Here is a 14447-nt window from a genome sequence, read left to right on the forward strand (position 1 = left end):
TGCATAACCGATTGTAGCGGCACCCAACAAGGGGCCGGTAAATGGCTTGTGATCATTGCGGATTCTCCAACCCCACCCGATAGTGACTGCCATCGGGATTGATGCCGTCGCACGACGTCAGTCCGCTGGCCGTGCGTCCGCACTGAATGTGAGACTGGTCATAGGTTCGGCCGTCAGGGCAGGTGAGGTTCCCCTGCTCCTCCAGCACCAGCTGGCCATTCCTGAAACTGCCGACCGCCGGAGCCTTGCATTCGCTGCCATCGGCTCGCCGGATGATGGTTTCACCCTGCCCATCGGCGCCGAAGCGGTAATATTGGGTCAGCGCTTCGCCGGTACTGTTGTCGATGAGCCCGCGCTGTGAACGCCAGAGCCCTTCGAGGAAAGCAACATTTCCCTCTGCGGCGGCATCCGGCGGAATTTGCATCGCTTCTCCCGGTGGCGCGTCGGGAGAAGGCGGGGGAGGGACGGTTGCCGGTGCCGCCTCAGGCGCTGGGGTCGACGGCACGGGTGGCGTGTTCGGCGTATCCTGAGCCGGGTCAGGGGGGGCGGGCGGCGGCGATGTGGGGTCGGCGGCTTGCGGGTCCACAACGGCAGGAAGGTCGTTGACGGCCGGCCCGGACCCTTCTCCTGCGGGAGCGGACGGCAAGGTGAGCGTGCCTGCGGGCCCGGTTTGCGGCGGTGTGAGCGTGACGGCGTCGGGGGCTGCCGGCGACGCTTGGGGGTTCGACGGAAGCGGAACGGCGGGCAGTTCAATCGGAACGGTGCAGGATCGGGCCAGCAGCAGCCAGGCGAGCAGCAGGGCAAGCAGCAGCAGGAGCGGCAACAGCCAGCGCCGCCACCAGGGCGAAGTGGCTGCCAGCTGTGCCGCGAGCGTTGCGGGACCGGAGGCGGCCTGACCCGCAACCGCGCCGGAAGGCAGGACGAAGCGTGTCACCACGTCGCCATTCGCGGACCGGAAACCCCAGAAGCTGAGAACGGGCTGGTCGCCGACGAGGTGAATATGCTCGAAACTGGGGATTGCAACCGCGCTTTCGATCAGAGCGGCGAAACTGAGGGCGCTGGGGTCATGACTGCTGGAACGGATTTCGTTGGCATAGCCTGCGAGGTCCGCCCGGATTTCCTCCAGCGCCATGGCGGTGCGGGTCTGCTCTTCGGGCGAGAGTTCGCTCCAGCGCCGGGCCGTGCCGAAGGCCTCGGATACCCAGCGAATGCTTTCGTCCCGCGCATCCTGGTCCGGCCGGGAGAATATCGCGGCATGACGGGCGCCGAAGCGCTGGCTGACAGCGGCCTTGAGCTGGATATGGGAGTCGGCCACCGGCTGGCCGTGAATGCCGATCGGCTGATAGTGGCGAGCCGGTTCGGCTGCAAGGACAGCGCCAAGCCTCATGGTGTGCAGGCCCTCATGTCGGGCAGGTTCGTCGCTTCCTGAATCTTGCGGGTGAAGTCCGCCGGAGAGTTGGGTTTCAGCACTTCGCCCCTTGTACTTTGAGCGATGCACTGCGCCACGGCACGGCCCTTGGCATCACCGGAAATGTCCACAACATTGACTACGGCGTTGGGCTTGGCCCGCTTCAGGGCCATCGCGGCGGCACACGGATCGCCGCCACAGCTCTCTTCTCCATCCGAGACCACGACGATGACCGATTCGACGTCGCCGGAGACAATGTTTCCGGCCCGTTCGATGGACCGGGCAAGGGGCGTGCCGCCCCAGGGGCTGAGGCCATTGACCTCACCGAGCAGCTGGCCACGTTCGTTATCGGAGTAGAATTTGTCGCGGCGCACATTTTCGCAGCCCCGGAAATCCACGAGCCCGACATCGACACCCGGCGGCAGGCCCTTGACCATGTTGGCGATCGAGCGGCGGGCCTGGTTGATGCGCGTATCGCCGCCGGCAAAATTCTCCTTCATGCTGCCTGAGCCATCGACGATTACGACAACCTCGGGTTCATCACCGGGGCCATACGGCAATCTGCAGCTCTGTGTTGCGGGAGGTTGCTGGGCTGGCGGGGTCTGGGAGCGGGCAGAGGGGGATTGATGTTCCTGGCGGGGCGGGGGGGCGGCCGGCGCTTCGGGAGCGGACGGCTGCGCGGGCGGTGCCTCGGCGAGCGCGGGGGGCGGGCCCGGGGGCAGGTCTTCCGCATGCTCGGGCGTCGGAGCTTCCGGGACGCAGCGATCCAGAAAGGCCTGTTTTTGCTGATCGAGCCCGGCCTGTTCGTCGCGCAGGGTTTGCAGACGGGCCTCCAGATCAGCCGTCGGATCAATCGGCACGGCGGGCGGATTGGGGTCAGGGATCTCAACGACCACCGGGGCCAGCGGTTGGCAGGCCTTGAGCAGCAGCAGCAGGAGCAGCAGGAGCAGCAACAGAGGCAGCAGCCAGAGCAGCCAGCCCCATAACCCCCGGCGAGCCGGGTGAGCGCCCAGCGCGCTGGCGATTTCGGCCTGAGACGCCGCGGCCGGCGGCGCCGCGGGCGTGGTCGCGGGCGGAAGAGGTGCCAGCGGCGCCGTTCCCACAGTTTCGCCCTCGTGTCCCCACATGGCCAGGACGGGTTGTCCCCCGACACGGTAGAGGAAATCCGGGCCTGGGCTGACGAGAGCCAGCGACAGCATGCGCCCCACCAGTTCGCCGGTGCCTCCGCCCTTGACGAGTGATTCACACAGGGTGCGGATTTCCGCCGTCATCCGGTCGGCGTCCTGCCGCAGCGCGGCCTGGGCATCCGGATCCAGCTGCGTGATGGGGCGGATCTCGCCGTCAAGTGAGGTGTACCAGTCGATGCGCTGACCTTTTGGGTCAAGGCGCGGCAGCGCAAAAAGGGCGGCATGGCGAGGAGAGAGTCGGTTTGCCAGGATGGCGGTCAGTTGCCGGTGCGAATTGACTACTGCCTGCCCATGAACGCCGAGCTGTCGATATCCATTTGTCGGACTTGTTACGATCAGCCTGTCTGCCATCGGGAGTATTACGCCTCATGCTTGGCAAGAAATTCGTGTGGAGTGTAGGGTTTACCCCTTAGTCCCACAAGACGGGGACGAACTTCTTTTGGGGGCGTCGAGCATGGGCGACACAGCGACCGGACAGGCCATCCCCGAAAGGGGTTTCTGGGCCGCGGTGCCGGGTCGGCGGGCGTGGCTCTTGCTGATGGTTTTGCTGCTGCTCCTGCTCCTGGGGGTTGCAGCCTGGATGGAGTGGCTGCGTCAGCCGCCGGTGATCGAAAAGATCATACCAGCCCCGCAGGCGGCGCTTTCCGCTGAAGTGACATCCCGCGCGGCACAGCTTCAGTCCGAAGTGGAGGTGCTTGAAAAGGCCATCGCCGATGCCAGGGCGGCCGATCCAACGCTGTTATGTCCGCCGGGGCAACGATTGGAAGACGGGGCTGCAGCGGCACCCGCGCCGCTCGTGGCGCCCGCGGACGGACCGCTGCGGATATTGCCGATCAACGAATTGGCCGATCGGCTCGAGGGGGCGACGGTCCTTGTGCTGTCGGACACGACCGTCGCCACCGGCTTTTTTGTGGCACCTAATCTGCTGGTGACCAATCGTCATGCGGTGGAGGGATCGAAGGACGGCAAGGTTCTGATCGCAAGCCGCAGTCTCGGGCAGGCCCGTGCCGGACAGGTGCTGCGCAAGTCTCCGGAGGGGCAGCCCGGTGCGGCCGACTTCGCATTGGTAAAGCTGCTGGAGGGTGCGGCGCCGGCTGTGCTGCCGCTGACAAGTCGGGACAGCAAGCTGACGGCCGTGGTCGCGGCGGGTTATCCAGGCCTTACCTTGCAGAACGACCCCGGATTCCGCCGGCTGGTTGCCGGGGATGCCCAGGCGGCGCCCGACCTCAACCTGACTCAGGGGGTGATCCAGTCGTCATTGACCTCGCCGCAGGGTGTGCCGGTGCTCGTCCATACCGCCTCGATCCTCCAAGGGAACTCCGGCGGCCCGCTGGTCGATACCTGCGGCAGGGTGCTCGGAGTCAATACTTTCATTGCCGTCGATGCCGAACAGTCTGGGCGCGTTTCCTACGCCCAGACATCGGTAGCTATGAATGGGTTCCTCGCCCAGAGCGGTGGCAAACTTGCCCTTGACGAGCGTGACTGCCCCAGCAGCTGATGGGCAACAGCGGTTGCGTTTTCAGCCGCCATCCTGCTTCTGCCAGGCCGAGACGGCATCGCCGATGGGGCTATAACCCCGCCGGGCCATCGCCTCGTCCACCTGCGCGCGGTTGCGGTGGTCATGCGGCAGGTCGGCGATCAGCACGAAGCGTGGCGCAAGGCGGTCCAGCGCCGCAGCCAGAGTGCCGTTGCCGAGATCGGCGACGCCACCGGCAATGAAACCGCCCTTCAGCACATCGGGCAGCACCGGGGCCAGCGCGATCTGGCCGGCAACACCGGCGCTTTCGTAAAGCGCCGTTACCTCCGCCCTGTCCGCGTCCCGCTGGGCGTGGACATTGAGGCGGGAGAGATCCGCCGCATCGGCGGCAAAAACCGGGTCAAGGCCGGGCAGGAAGCCCGTCTCCAGCTTGATGGCGACGCGGTTGACGCCCTGCAGGAACTCGTAGGCCGCAAGGCGCAGATCGAGCAGCGGCGCGGCGCGCTCTGCAAAGGTGCTGACCCGCCGGTCCCAACTGGCTGGGAAGGGGCCGGAAAGGCTGCCGCCGCTAACAAGCGCGGCCATCTGCTCGAAACGATGCTGTGGCAGATGCTCGCGCTTCAGGCGCGCGGCGCCGGCAGCGGCGATGCGGCGGCAAAGCGCCGGATCGGCGAGAAGCGAGCGAACCGTCGCGACCAGCGGCGTCGGCCCGTCATAGGTCAGGAGCTCGCTACCAACGTCAAAAAGGGCTTCCAGCCCGGCCTGCGGGCGCAGCGCATCGGTCAGCAGCATGCCGCCATGGGCCAGCACCTCGAAGACGCGCAGATTAACGTCGCCATTGAGCGAGCAGTTGAAGTTGACCTGCGAAGTGGCATAGGCCTGCGCGGCAACCGGCTGCGGCGCGCTGCCCGTGCGCAGCGGCAGGTCGGTTGCCTGCATCGCCTCGATGAGGTGACGGCGCACCGGGTGCAGATCGCCTGCCTGCCCCACGAAAGTGACGATGGGGGCAAGCTGCGGCGGCGGCGTGACCGGATGCAGGGTGAGGTTGAAGCCCGGCAGCCAGTAGGCGTTTTCAACCCCGGCTTCGGCAAAGAAGTGCAGCGGCCGGCGGCCATGGTCCGTCACCACAAGGGTGAAGGGCTCCGAACGGGCATAGGCCGTCATGGTGCGCAGCGGCGTTTGCATGTGCTGCGTATCGCCGACGATCAGCACCTTGGGGCACGGGATCGCGCCAAGGTTGGCCGGCATGTTGGAGCGCGTGGCGTCCGACTTTATGACGATGAGGTCGGGCTTCTGCTCGGCCGGCAGGCGGGCCACGACGGCGGCCATGTCATAGCTGCCGGCGGGCGTCTTGAGGCTGAGGCAGCGCCCGCCCTCGAACCTGTCCTCATAAAACGGCCCGCAATCGACCTGATACGGCGACAGGCGGGTTGCCTGCATGTAGGCGGGGCTGGTGTGGTAGGCGTAAAGAACCTTGAGGTGGGCGAAGGGTGAAGTCACGGCTTCGCCACTTCCAGGAACGCCTCGACGGCCTTCTCCGCCTCATCCAGCGTGGTGGAGCCGCACATCGGCAAGCTCAGCACCCGCTGCGAGATGCGCTCCGTCACCGGCAGGTCGCCCTTGCGATAACCCAGCTCCTTGAAGCAGGGCTGCAGGTGGAGCGGCACCGGATAATGCACCCCATGGCCGACGCCCTTGGCGGAGAGATGCTTCATCACCTCATCCCGGTTGGAGGTCTCCACCACATAGAGGTGATAACAGGGGTTTGCGCCCTTCATCGGCTCAATGGTCTTGAAGCCGGCCTGCTTGAGGCGCCCGTCATAATGCGTGGCAAGGGTGCGGCGCTGGCGCGTCCACTCGGCCAGATGCGGCAGCTTGGCCGACAGGATGGCCGCCTGCAAAGTATCGAGCCGGTAATTGTAGCCGACCTGCGTGTGCTCATATTTCGAGATGCGGCCATGGTCGAGCAGCATGCGCAGGCGCTTGGCCTGATCCTCATCCCGCGTCATGACGAAGCCGGCATCGCCGAAGGCGCCGAGGTTTTTGCCCGGGTAGAAGCTGAAGCAGCCGAAATCGCCGATGGTGCCAAGGCCGCGCCGGTCGAGCGTGGCGAGATGAGCCTGGGCGGCATCCTCGATCAGCGTCAGGTGATAGGTATCCGTCACCGCGCGAATGCCGTCGACATCGGCGGCAGTGCCGTAGATATGTACCGGCATGATGGCTCGAGTGCGCGGACCGGGGGAAAGCCGGTCCGGGTCCAGCGTGTAATCGCTGGGGCGGATATCGGCAAAAACCGGGGTGGCGCCGGCATGGATCACGGCTTCTGCCGTTGCCACGAAGCTGTGCGCCGGCACGATGACTTCATCACCCGGGCCGACGCCCGCCAGTTCCAGCGCCAGATGCAGCGCGGCGGTGCCGTTGGCGCAGCCATGGCCAAAAAACCCGCCCTGCGCCGAGATGAAATCGTTCTCGAAGGCCGCGACCTGCGGGCCGTTGATAAAGGCGTTGCTGTCGATGACGCCGGCAATGGCGGCATCGATCTCGCCGCGAATGCTGTCGATCTGGCGTTTCAGATTAACGAAGGGGATTGCGCTCATGACCGGTTTCCTCCCACCAGATGGCGGCCAAGCTTGCTGTGTGCGGTTTCGAACCGCAGCTTTATTTCCTGGCCGGTGGCAATCGATTCATAGATGGCGGCAATCAGCTCCAGCGATTTGCGGCCTTCAAGGCCATCGACCAGGGCATGGCCGCCGTCGCGGATGGTTGCGACGCAATTATTGAGATAGGCGCGGTGGCCGAAGCCATAGACATCCGGCGGGTTCACCGAGAATTTCTGCGTGATCTCGCCATCTTCCGGCACCGGATTGCTAAAGGCCCAGGTTTTGATTTCGTTGACGGCAAAACCGCCGATCTCGACCGTGCCGGTCTCCCCCATCAGCGAGAGCGAGCCTTCCAGATTCTTCGGCCGTACGGCGGTGGTGGCTTCCACCACGCCGATGGCGCCGCCGCGAAAACGGATGACGGCAACGCCGGTATCTTCTGTCTCGATTTTTGCCAGCGCCGTCCGCGCCGTTGCGTAAACCGAAACAGGCTCGCCGAGGAACCATTCCAGCAGGTCGACATGGTGGCTCGCCTGGTTGGCGAACACGCCGCCATCCTGCTCCCACGTGCCGCGCCAGCTATCCTGATCGTAATAGGACTGGTCGCGCATCCAGCGCACGCGCACCGTGCCCATCACCATCTTGCCGAAACGCCCGGCCTCAAAGGCTTCGCGGGTTTTCACCACCGGCACGTTGCAGCGGTTCTGCTTGACGACGAAGAGCTTGATGCCGCTCTGGTCGCAGGCGCGGATCATGTCATCCGCATCTTCCAGCGTCAGCGCCATCGGCTTTTCAACGATGATGTGCTTGCCGAAGCGGGCGAGCTTGACCGTCAGCTCGGCATGGTTGCCGCTGGGGGTGAGGATGGAGACGACATCCACCTTGTCCCCCATATGCATCAGCATGTCTTCGGCATGCTGGAAGTAGGGCACGCCGAATTTTTCGCCGAACTCCTTCGCCCGGTCGCGCTGGATATCGCACACAGCCGTAAGGCGCGCGCCTTCGATGGCGCCGGCGGCCAGCAGTTCGGCATGGCGGATCCCGATACGTCCGCACCCGATCAAGGCAAAGCCCAGCACGACGCCCCCCTAACAGTAATGAGCGAATAATTAATTGATTTATCTTGGCTATCATGAAAGCAAGCCGCCGCGCCGTCCAGTGGCTTGTCTGCCCGGTTGAGGTGCCGTGCTCCGGTTGGCAAGGCGGAGGCCTTGCGTGGGCTTTTGTTGGCTCGGCAGACCACCAGATGTCCACCAATGTCAACAGATGCCAACATTCCGGGGGTCTGTTCCGGGCGCACACCGGCGGGTGAAAAGGAAGGGACAGGGTCTGGCGGATGAAGCTGGGGCAGTCCGTAGCAGCCTCCCTTCGGCGAGATGATCGGAAGAGAATGGATAGGTAAAATATCCTATTTACTGCCTTTATCAACTTGTTTCTATCTGGCGGAACGTGGCTGAGTCACAATCAGGCTGGCATCTCGGAACGGTTCCTTGCCGAGCACAATGCTGTCGCCGCTTCAGGGCCGAGATATAAAGCACAGAACGCCTTGCGGGACGGTATCCGCAAACAGCCAAAGGAGGCGATTGTCAGCGAATTACTGTCTCTGTGTTTAAAATAGAACAAAATATTTCAATCTTCGGAAAAAATAGGGTCAATAATTAGCTCTTCCAACTTATCGTCAGTTGATGCTATCCGCTTAATATAACCTCTAAGATCATGGTTAATTTTTTTTGCGGTGTCATTATTTGGCTCGACAAAAAGCCAAAAAGATACGCGTCCTAGCAAGCGATCTATTTCCAACGGGTCAAATGTGCCTGTATTTTTTTGGTGTTCTATATAGCCGAATTTAAGTATGAAATAACTATCCCGTTTTATTTCCCTTATGGTTTCTCGGGGGATTTTAGGGGCGCCGGTGGAAATGGATATCCCCGTAACTACTTTCTTTGTGGTGGGTCCTGATATGAAAGTTTTTTTCCTATTTGGAAAGAATCCTTCAGATATAAGTATGCCCTCAACAATTTTTTCAAATCCATTCAGCGGATTTTGAGAAGAGAATGACAAATCATCAGCGTATCTAGTGTAATTTATATCGAGTTTTGACGAAACTGCAGATAGACGCTTATCTATTTTTCTTGAAATTATGTTGCTTAAATAGGGGCTTGTTGCAGCCCCCTGCGGTAGACTTCCGTCTTTAAAGCATATCGCTGAAAGATAGTACGCAACATTTGGTGTATATCCCATTTTTATAAATTCATATATTCCTCGTCTAATTTTTATTGTTCCAAAAAAATCTTCGATATCCATTTTTAGCAAAAATTTTTTCCCAATATGTTGCTCAGCATTTGTCAGTATAGATTTCTGGCTAATAAATCCATGTGCATGAGGGGATATTGGCATTTTAGAAAGAATGTTTTCTAGTATCCATCTTTGAGTGTACAGTAAACTAGGGGACGGTACACTGATGCTACGAAATCCACCTCTACGTTTCGGGAGGCGAAACTCTCTGTAGAATGTATTAGTATTCGAGATCATGCCGGCGATTTTCGATGAATTCACGCCGGTTAGTTCTGATAGATGATTTATTTCAAATATTGGGGGCAAATTTGAGGTCGTTAGCTTTCTGACATACGACATATAGTTTTCTATTAAATAGCGCTTTTTCTTTGCGCGATTTTCAAAAAATTCTTCCCACTTTGACACGATTTCTAAAGTGTTTGTCATTTTTTGTTTCTTAGGGTGGGGGTCTGGAGCGATACCTACCTATATAATCGTAGATTCACTTCTACGGGCATCATTCCCCCTAGGGAATGGTGATCCGTAGATTTGCATCTGCAAGAGCAAGCGGATTTGCCCGGGCGGTTACGACCGGCGCTAATCCGCAGTGCTTAACGCGAGCCTAAATGGCCGAGGCGAATGCGCCTCTAAGCGCTATCGTTCCAAGACCCCTCATTTTATTCTACTGTTGATCCGCATTCGGCGCAATGCCTGACTTTTTACGCAATTGGTGACTTATAGAATGGAGGTTCGGCAAATATGGATCACCAATTTTTAACTTGGGGTCGGCTTTAAAATACGCCCAGTGCCGATTTTTCTTTGTCAAAAAAATGTGCCGTCTATTTGCTATTAACCAATTTATTCCTTTTGCTGTCAATTTTATCTCGTAATTTTTGAAATTTATTATTTCAAATTTGCCATATCTTCTTATAAAATTTGATATTTGTCCCGCCGAAAGAAGGTATTTTTCATGAAAGTAATATACATTTACCCAATCCTGTTTCTGATAAAGTGTTTTTAGTATTTCTATTTCAAATGACTGATACATTATATTCTCCTAAGTATGGGATTCCATTTTCTTCCATCTCGCAATTTGTTCCACCAAAATATAGGAAATACATTATTTGGTGGATTGCCGTTCTCAAATAGATAAGTACTTTCAGATTTTTTGTATCCAAGTTTGTATAGAGTTATAGATTTTCGTCCATTTTTTTTATTAAGTTTAGATTCAATATTGTTCATGCAGTTTAACGCATTTTGAAGGTCGGTCCCGATATAATGGTCACTTATACCCTTTTTCATCCAATTTGATGCGAAGTATTTGATATTAAATTTCTTTATATTACTCTCACTTTCTGCCATAGCAGCTAAAACACAAACATAAATTTCGATTTTCTTTGTTTGGAAAAGTGGATTTTTCTGTATCCAAGATATTGCTCTTGTTACTGAATCTCCCGTTCCCACAAATTCGTCTAATAATATTATAGCTCCGGAATCTGGTGTGCTATCGAGCGCGTTTTGTAGTCCTGCTATAAAATTTCCGGTATGCCAGCCGTCGAATTGAGCCATTCTAGATTTTAGCAACCATAGCATCGCAGATGAGCTATCTGCATATTTTTCGTTATTAATGGATGATATTATTGTATTTTTATAATCAAGCTTCCATTCGCTAGTGATTTTATCGGCCATCAGATCGAGATCTTTTTTTAACTTATCTTGAGATATGTAAGTAAATCTAGATAATAAATCACAAATTAGTTTTTGCTCACCCAAAGATGAGCAAATTTCAATAGTCTCCGAAAGCTCGCTTTGTTTTTTCTCTAACCAGGGTTGATTTTGGCATAATTTTAAAATCGTAATGAATGTGGCCGTGTCTAACCGTGTCGAGCTGCGATCTATAGTATCTTCCTCAGCGGACATACTCTTAGCTCCGAACCGCGTAATTACTGGATTATTGTTACAGTCTGAGTTTATCGAACGCTCGCCCTTTTGTGAATGTCACATTTCTCAGCTTCTTTCCTGCCGGGAAAAGGAAATCATAGGACATGAAGACGACTCTACCGATTTCTCCCGTTTCCTGAACAGCATTCGCCGCGCCGGTGCTCTCCAAATCTCTCCCGTCGTCTGAAAGGGACTGAGTGCCCAAGAGCCTTCAGAACCCGAAAATCTTCATCATCAGCCGGAGCTCCGGAATGGAAGCACGGTGATGTCACAAAACATTCTCACAGGCGTGCAAAACCGGCCGGAGACACGCAGTTGTAGAGGCTACCAAGTCCCAGGTTGGTTTCCTGGCGAAGTGCGTCATAGACGCGACATGGTAATGGGCGCCAGCAGGTGTTCTTCAGCGGCGATTATTCCGCCGCCTCGCCGGGCGCTTCCACTGTGCCATCGACAAGGCCGTGCCCGGCCATCAGGCAGGGATCCCAGAATGGTTCCTTGCCGAACGATTCCACCATGATGTCGATAAGCGCGCGCACCTTGCCAGCGACATGAGCGCCGGGCGGGCGCAGCACGTAAAGCTCGCTGGCCGGCTGGGGGTAGTCGGTCAGCAGCGGCACCAGTTCGCGCTTGGGAAAACTGTCGGCGACAAGGAAGGCGGGCGACTGGGCGATGCCGAGGCCGGCAATCGCCCACTGGCGGATGGCTTCGCCGCTGTCGGAATGCAGGCGGCCCTGCGGGCGGAAGGAAATAGGCTTCTTGCCGGAGAAGAAACGCCAGTCGGGCTGGGTGCGGCCGGTATAGATGAGGCACTCGTGGCCCGAGAGGTCGGCAGGGTGATGCGGGGTGCCGTGCGCTTCCAGATAGGCGGGGCTTGCCACCAGAGCCGAGCGGATGGGGGCGATGCGGCGGGCAATCAGGCTTGAATCCGGCAGGGTGCTGATGCGGATGACGGCATCGAGCCGGTCGGCGATCACATCCACCAGCCGGTCGCTGTAGGAAACATCCAGCTCCAGCTGCGGGTGGCGGCGGGCAAGTTCCGCCAGCACCGGCGCCACATGGCGCACGCCGAAAGACAGCGGCACCGAAAGGCGCAGGCTGCCGGTTACCGCGCCGGTCTGGCAGGCAACGGCCTGCCGGGCCTCGTCCAGTTCCTTGAGGATGCGCTCGCCGCGCATCTTGAGTTCAAGGCCGGCTTCGGTGGGGCTGATGCCGCGCGTGGTGCGGCTCAGAAGCCGGGTGCCCAGCTCCGTCTCCAGCCGGGCGATGCGGCGGCTGACGATGGATTTGGAAACACCGAGGCGAATGGCGGCGCGGTTGAAGCCACCGCATTCGATCACCTCAATGAGGCTCTTGATGTCTTCAAGGTCCGTCATCACCGTCACTCCGCGCCCGGGGGGGGGCATCGCTGTTCCTGTTTGTGCAACAGAATAATGCCAATTATGCCCATTCTGATGCGCGGCGTGAACCACTAGGTTCAGGACAGTTAACTACAAAGGATGGTGTAGTGATCATGTCCCGGATCCTAGCCCTGACCAGCAGCGCCGTTGCCGGCGCCTCCGTTTCCAATGAACTGGTGAAGACGGCGATTGCCAAGCTCACCGCCGCCGATCCGTCGGCTACCGTTGTCGAGCGCGATCTCGCCACCGATCCGCTGCCGCATCTGACGCAGGACGGTGTTTCCGCCCTGCGTGGCGAGCCCGCCACCCCGGCGCAGGTTGCCATTCGCCAGCTGTCCGACACGCTGGTGGAAGAGCTGAAGGCGGCCGACGTCATCATCATCGGCGCGCCGATGTATAATTTCGGCATCCCCACCACGCTCAAGGCCTGGTTTGACCATGTGCTGCGTGCCGGCGTTACCTTCCGCTACACCGAGAAGGGCCCCGAGGGCCTGGTGACCGGCAAGCGCGCCATCGTCATCGAGACCCGTGGCGGCCTCTACAGCGAAGGCCCGGCGATGATCATGGACAGCCAGGAGCCGCACCTGCGCGGCATGCTGGGTTTCATCGGCATCAGCGATGTAACCTTCGTGCGTGCCGAGAAGCTGGGCTTCGGCCCGGAAGCGCGCGACGCCGCCGTGGCTGCCGCGACCGCGCAGCTGGCCGAGCTTGCTGCCAGGGCTGCCTGAGGCGGCAAGCCCGGTGAATTTCTCCATCGGGACTGGTAGTTGATAAGGGCCGGCAGGGTGCACTCAGCGCCCTGCCGGCCTTCTCGCATCTTCAAGGCCAAGACAAGAAGGCCACGGCAAGGAAGCACCCCATGGAAATCGGCCTCTATACCTTCGGCGATGTCGGCAAGGACCCGGTGACCGGCGCGGTGACGACGCCTTCCCTGCGCCTGCGCCAGCTGGTGGAAGAGATCAAGCTGGCCGAGGAGGTGGGGCTTGATGTGTTCGGCCTCGGGGAACATCACCGGCCGGATTATGCCGTCTCCTCCCCCGCTGTTGCCCTGGCCGCCGCTGCCACACAAACCTCGCGCATCCGCCTGACGAGCGCGGTATCGGTGCTGAGCTCGGACGATCCGGTGCGGGTCTACCAGCAGTTTTCCATGCTGGATAATCTCAGCGAAGGCCGGGCCGAAATCATGGCCGGGCGCGGTTCCTTCATCGAGAGCTTTCCGCTCTTCGGTTACGACCTCGATGATTACGACACGCTGTTTGCCGAAAAGCTCGAGCTCTTGATGCGGCTTAATGACGGCGAAACCATCACCTGGCCCGGCGGGCAGCACACACCGCCGATCAATAGCCGGGGCGTCTATCCGCGCCCCTATGGCGAAAAACTGCCGCTCTGGATTGCCGTTGGCGGCACGCCGCAATCGGTGGCGCGGGCCGGCATGCTGGGCCTGCCGCTGGCGCTTGCCATCATCGGCGGCGAGCCGGCGCGCTTTGCGCCGCTCTTCGGCCTTTATCGCCAGATGGCCGAGCGCGCCGGGCACAAGCGCGAGATGCTCAAGACCTCCATCAACGTGCATGGCTTCGTGGGCGAGACCACGCAGGATGCCTGCGACACCTTCTATGCTCCGCAGGCCGAAGTGATGAACCGCATTGGCCGCGAACGCGGCTGGGGGCCGACCAACCGGGGGCATTTCGATGCCTCGCGCGGGCCGGACGGCGCGCTCTTCGTCGGCAGCCCGGCGGAGGTGACGGACAAGATCCTCGCCAATTACCAGATCTTCGGCTTTGACCGCATCCTCATCCAGATGGGGATCGGCGTTTACGAGCATAAGAAGCTGATGAAAGCCATTGAGCTGCTTGGTACCCGCGTGGCACCGGAGCTGCGCAAGGCGGCGGGCGCCAGCGCCGCTACAGCGAGCCTGTCTTCCTCCTGACCTGAAAACGGCCGCCCTGGAGCCGCACGCCGGAATATTCATCCGGAACAATCCCTGCTGCCCGTTGTTGGCGTCAAAGGAACCCTTGAGCGGTTCCGGCACGCCACAAGTGCCATCGCACGGATGATCGGGGCAGCGCGCTTCAGGCCGGCATCAGGGCCGTTCTGATACTGTCGATCTGCCAGAAAAGCGCCCCGCTTTCGGGCTGCCTGCCTCCGGTCCTTGCGACAACGCCG

The 14447-nt window shown here is 59.4% G+C and carries 12 protein-coding genes; 3 read left to right on the forward strand and 9 right to left on the reverse strand.

The window, feature by feature from the left end:
- Window positions 1-52: 52 nt before the first annotated feature.
- Both QTL98_RS20300 and QTL98_RS20305 read right to left on the reverse strand, forming a co-directional pair.
- Window positions 53-1387: a hypothetical protein gene (locus tag QTL98_RS20300; RefSeq protein ID WP_445682644.1), complete on the reverse strand. Its 1335-nt coding sequence runs from the start codon at window positions 1385-1387 to the stop codon at window positions 53-55.
- On the reverse strand, window positions 1384-2946 hold the full coding sequence (locus QTL98_RS20305; protein ID WP_445682645.1) for a VWA domain-containing protein: 1563 nt from the start codon (window positions 2944-2946) through the stop codon (window positions 1384-1386). The genes QTL98_RS20300 and QTL98_RS20305 overlap by 4 nt, the downstream gene beginning before the upstream one ends.
- Before the next feature lie 103 nt (window positions 2947-3049).
- Here QTL98_RS20305 and QTL98_RS20310 point away from each other — a divergent pair, with 103 nt between their 5' ends.
- The gene (locus QTL98_RS20310) at window positions 3050-4093 is read left to right on the forward strand and encodes a S1 family peptidase (protein ID WP_445682646.1); all 1044 of its coding nucleotides are present in this window, start codon (window positions 3050-3052) and stop codon (window positions 4091-4093) included.
- A 21-nt stretch (window positions 4094-4114) separates the two neighbouring features.
- Here QTL98_RS20310 and QTL98_RS20315 read toward each other — a convergent pair whose 3' ends face one another.
- From QTL98_RS20315 to QTL98_RS20345, 7 genes are all read right to left on the reverse strand, one after another.
- Window positions 4115-5572, reverse strand: a complete 1458-nt coding sequence (locus QTL98_RS20315) for a glycosyltransferase family protein (protein WP_445682647.1) — start codon at window positions 5570-5572, stop codon at window positions 4115-4117.
- On the reverse strand, window positions 5569-6669 hold the full coding sequence (locus tag QTL98_RS20320) for a DegT/DnrJ/EryC1/StrS family aminotransferase (RefSeq protein WP_445682648.1): 1101 nt from the start codon (window positions 6667-6669) through the stop codon (window positions 5569-5571). The genes QTL98_RS20315 and QTL98_RS20320 overlap by 4 nt, the downstream gene beginning before the upstream one ends.
- A complete protein-coding gene (locus tag QTL98_RS20325) occupies window positions 6666-7751 on the reverse strand; it encodes a Gfo/Idh/MocA family protein (RefSeq protein WP_445682649.1) in 1086 nt (361 codons plus the stop codon). Before QTL98_RS20325 ends, QTL98_RS20320 begins: the two co-directional genes overlap by 4 nt.
- A 550-nt stretch (window positions 7752-8301) precedes the next feature.
- Window positions 8302-9393, reverse strand: coding sequence for a reverse transcriptase domain-containing protein (locus tag QTL98_RS20330; RefSeq protein WP_445682650.1), 1092 nt, complete (start codon window positions 9391-9393; stop codon window positions 8302-8304).
- A gap of 235 nt (window positions 9394-9628) precedes the next feature.
- Complete coding sequence (locus tag QTL98_RS20335; protein WP_445682651.1) at window positions 9629-9994, reverse strand: hypothetical protein; 366 nt, start codon at window positions 9992-9994, stop codon at window positions 9629-9631.
- Window positions 9994-10866 (reverse strand): phosphoribosyltransferase-like protein, encoded by an 873-nt coding sequence (locus tag QTL98_RS20340; protein ID WP_445682652.1) that lies wholly within the window; start codon window positions 10864-10866, stop codon window positions 9994-9996. Before QTL98_RS20340 ends, QTL98_RS20335 begins: the two co-directional genes overlap by 1 nt.
- Window positions 10867-11297: 431 nt before the next feature.
- A complete protein-coding gene (locus QTL98_RS20345; protein WP_445682653.1) occupies window positions 11298-12260 on the reverse strand; it encodes a LysR family transcriptional regulator in 963 nt (320 codons plus the stop codon).
- Window positions 12261-12397: 137 nt separating this feature from the next.
- Here QTL98_RS20345 and QTL98_RS20350 point away from each other — a divergent pair, with 137 nt between their 5' ends.
- Window positions 12398-13012, forward strand: a complete 615-nt coding sequence (locus QTL98_RS20350) for an FMN-dependent NADH-azoreductase (protein WP_445682654.1) — start codon at window positions 12398-12400, stop codon at window positions 13010-13012.
- Between the two features lie 131 nt (window positions 13013-13143).
- Entirely contained in the window at window positions 13144-14211 is a 1068-nt protein-coding gene (locus QTL98_RS20355; RefSeq protein WP_445682655.1) for an LLM class flavin-dependent oxidoreductase, read from the forward strand.
- The last annotated feature ends 236 nt before the right edge of the window (window positions 14212-14447 follow it).

Origin of the sequence: Radicibacter daui (assembly GCA_030657355.1) — a bacterium.
Lineage (GTDB): Bacteria > Pseudomonadota > Alphaproteobacteria > Radicibacterales > Radicibacteraceae > Radicibacter > Radicibacter daui.